Genomic DNA, 2258 nt, shown 5'->3' on the forward strand with positions numbered 1-2258 from the left:
CGGAGCCACCCGGGACGCGGCCTCGGCCACGGCCTTGTTCGCCGCGTCCCGGGTGGCTCCGGCGGACTCCGCGGTCCAGGCCGTGAACTTCGCGGGCACCGTCTCGCTCAGCAACTGCTCCGGCTCGGTCGTGAGGATGCCGAACGCCGAGGATGACGACCCGGCCCTGGTGATGACCAACGGCCACTGCCTGGAGACCGGCTTCCCGGGCCCCGGTGAGGTCCTCGTCGACCGGGCCTCGACCCGCTCCTTCGGCCTCCTCAACTCGGCGGGCACCCGCGTCGCCACGCTGCGCGCCAACCGGATCGTGTACGGCACGATGACCGACACGGACATGGCGCTGTACCGGCTGACCACCACGTACGGGCAGATCAAGTCCTCGTACGGGATCAACGCGCTGATCTTCGACACGGCCCGCCCGGCCGTGGGCACCGACATCACGGTCGTCTCCGGCTACTGGAAGCGGACGTACGCCTGTGACGTCGACGGCTACGCGTACCGCCTCAAGGAAGGCGCGTGGACCTGGAAGGACTCGGTCCGCTACACCTCCGCCTGCAAGACGATCGGCGGCACCTCCGGCTCGCCGGTGCTCGACAACGTCACCGGCAAGGTCGTGGCCGTCAACAACACGGGCAACGAGGACGGCGGGCGCTGCACCGACAACAACCCGTGCGAGGTCGACGCGAACGGGACCGTCACCGTCCGCGAGGGCATCAACTACGGGCAGCAGACCTGGCATGTCCCGGCCTGCTTCGGCGCCGACAGCAAGCTCGACCTGACCCGCAGCGGCTGCATACTCCCCAGGCCGTAACCGCGGAGGCCGCGTAGCCCCGGGCGGTGGTCCGGGGCCGTGGGCATGGCGCCGCGCCCTCTCAGGGGGCGCGGCGGACCGCCCGCCCCGCCAGGACGTCCGTCCGCCGACAGTCCTCGATCGCGAAACGGCCGTCGACGAGGACGTACGGGATGCCGGTGGGCGGGGTGCGCGGCGCCTCGTACGTCGATCCGGCGGCGACCGTCGCCGGGTCGAAGAGGACGAGGTCGGCGCGGTACCCCTCGCGGACCAGCCCCCGGTCGGGCAGCCGCAGCCGGGCGGCGGGGCGCGAGGTGAGGTGGGCGACGCACTCCTCCAGGGACAGCACCCCCAACTCCCGTACATACCGGCCCAGATAGTGCGGGAACGTGCCGTACGCGCGCGGGTGCGGCTTGGCGCCGCGCAGGATGCCGTCCGAGCCGCCGGTGTGCACCCGGTGCCGCATGATCGCCCGTACGTTCTCCTCGTGGCCGACGTGCTGGAGGATCGTCGACCCCAGCCGGTCCTCGAGCAGCAGCCGCCGTGCGGTGACCCACGGGTCCTCGCCGCGCGCGTCGGCGGATTCCTGGACCGTCCGGCCCACGTACGACGCCAGCGCCGGGTCGGCGACCCCGGAGATCTCGACGGTGTCCCACGCAACGGGCACCCCGTGGCAGCCGTCGGCGCCGACGACCTCCAGTTCGTGCCGGACGCGTGCGGCGATGTCGTCGTCCTCCAGTCTCGCCAGGATCGCCTCCGGGCCGCCCTCGCCCGCCCAACTGGGCAGCAGGGCCACGAGGGTCGTGCAGCCGGGGGTGTAGGGGTAGGTGTCGAGGGTGATGTCGGCGCCGGCGGCGAGCGCGTCGTCGAGGAGCGCGAGCAGCTCGGGGGCGCGCCCCTTGTTCACGCCGAAGTTCATGGTGGCGTGGGCGAGATGGAGGGGGCAGCCGGCCTCGCGGGTGAGGGCGATCATCTCCTCGTACGCCTGGAGCGCGCCCGCCCCGTACGAGCGGTGGTGCGGGCAGTAGTAGCCGCCGTGCTCGGCGACCATCCGGCACAGCGCGGTGAGTTCGGCGTCCTCGGCGTACATGCCCGGCGTGTACGTCAGCCCCGACGACATGCCGACGGCGCCCTCGCGGAGCCCGTCCGCGACCAACTGCCGCATGTGGTCCAGCTCTTGAGGAGTCGGCTTCCGGTCCTCCCACCCCATGGCGAGCATCCGCACGGTGCCCTGCGGGACGAGGTACGCGGCGTTCACGGCGATGCCCTCGCCGTCGAAGCCGTGGTCGAGGCGGTCCAGGTACCCGCCGACCGAACGCCAGGTGAAGTCGATGTCCTCGCCGTAGCCGTTCCAGCCGGTGATCGCCCGCCGCACCTCTTCGAGGGTCCGGTCGTCGACGGGCGCGTACGACAGCCCGTCCTGCCCGATGACCTCCAGCGTCACGCCCTGCGCGACCTTCGCTGTGTG

General features: G+C 72.2%; 2 protein-coding genes. One reads left to right on the plus strand and one right to left on the minus strand.

Translation table 11 applies throughout. From position 1 onward, the window contains the following. The first annotated feature begins 34 nt into the window (after positions 1-34). Complete coding sequence (locus tag AOK23_RS34395) at positions 35-811, plus strand: trypsin-like serine peptidase (RefSeq protein WP_063791457.1); 777 nt, start codon at positions 35-37, stop codon at positions 809-811. A 61-nt stretch (positions 812-872) separates the two neighbouring features. Here AOK23_RS34395 and AOK23_RS34400 read toward each other — a convergent pair. Continuing rightward, positions 873-2258 (minus strand): N-acyl-D-amino-acid deacylase family protein (locus AOK23_RS34400; protein WP_055716454.1); only part of this gene is annotated, 1386 nt, incomplete at its 5' end.

This window comes from Streptomyces torulosus (assembly GCF_001419765.1).
In the GTDB taxonomy this organism is placed as follows: Bacteria; Actinomycetota; Actinomycetes; order Streptomycetales; family Streptomycetaceae; genus Streptomyces; species Streptomyces torulosus.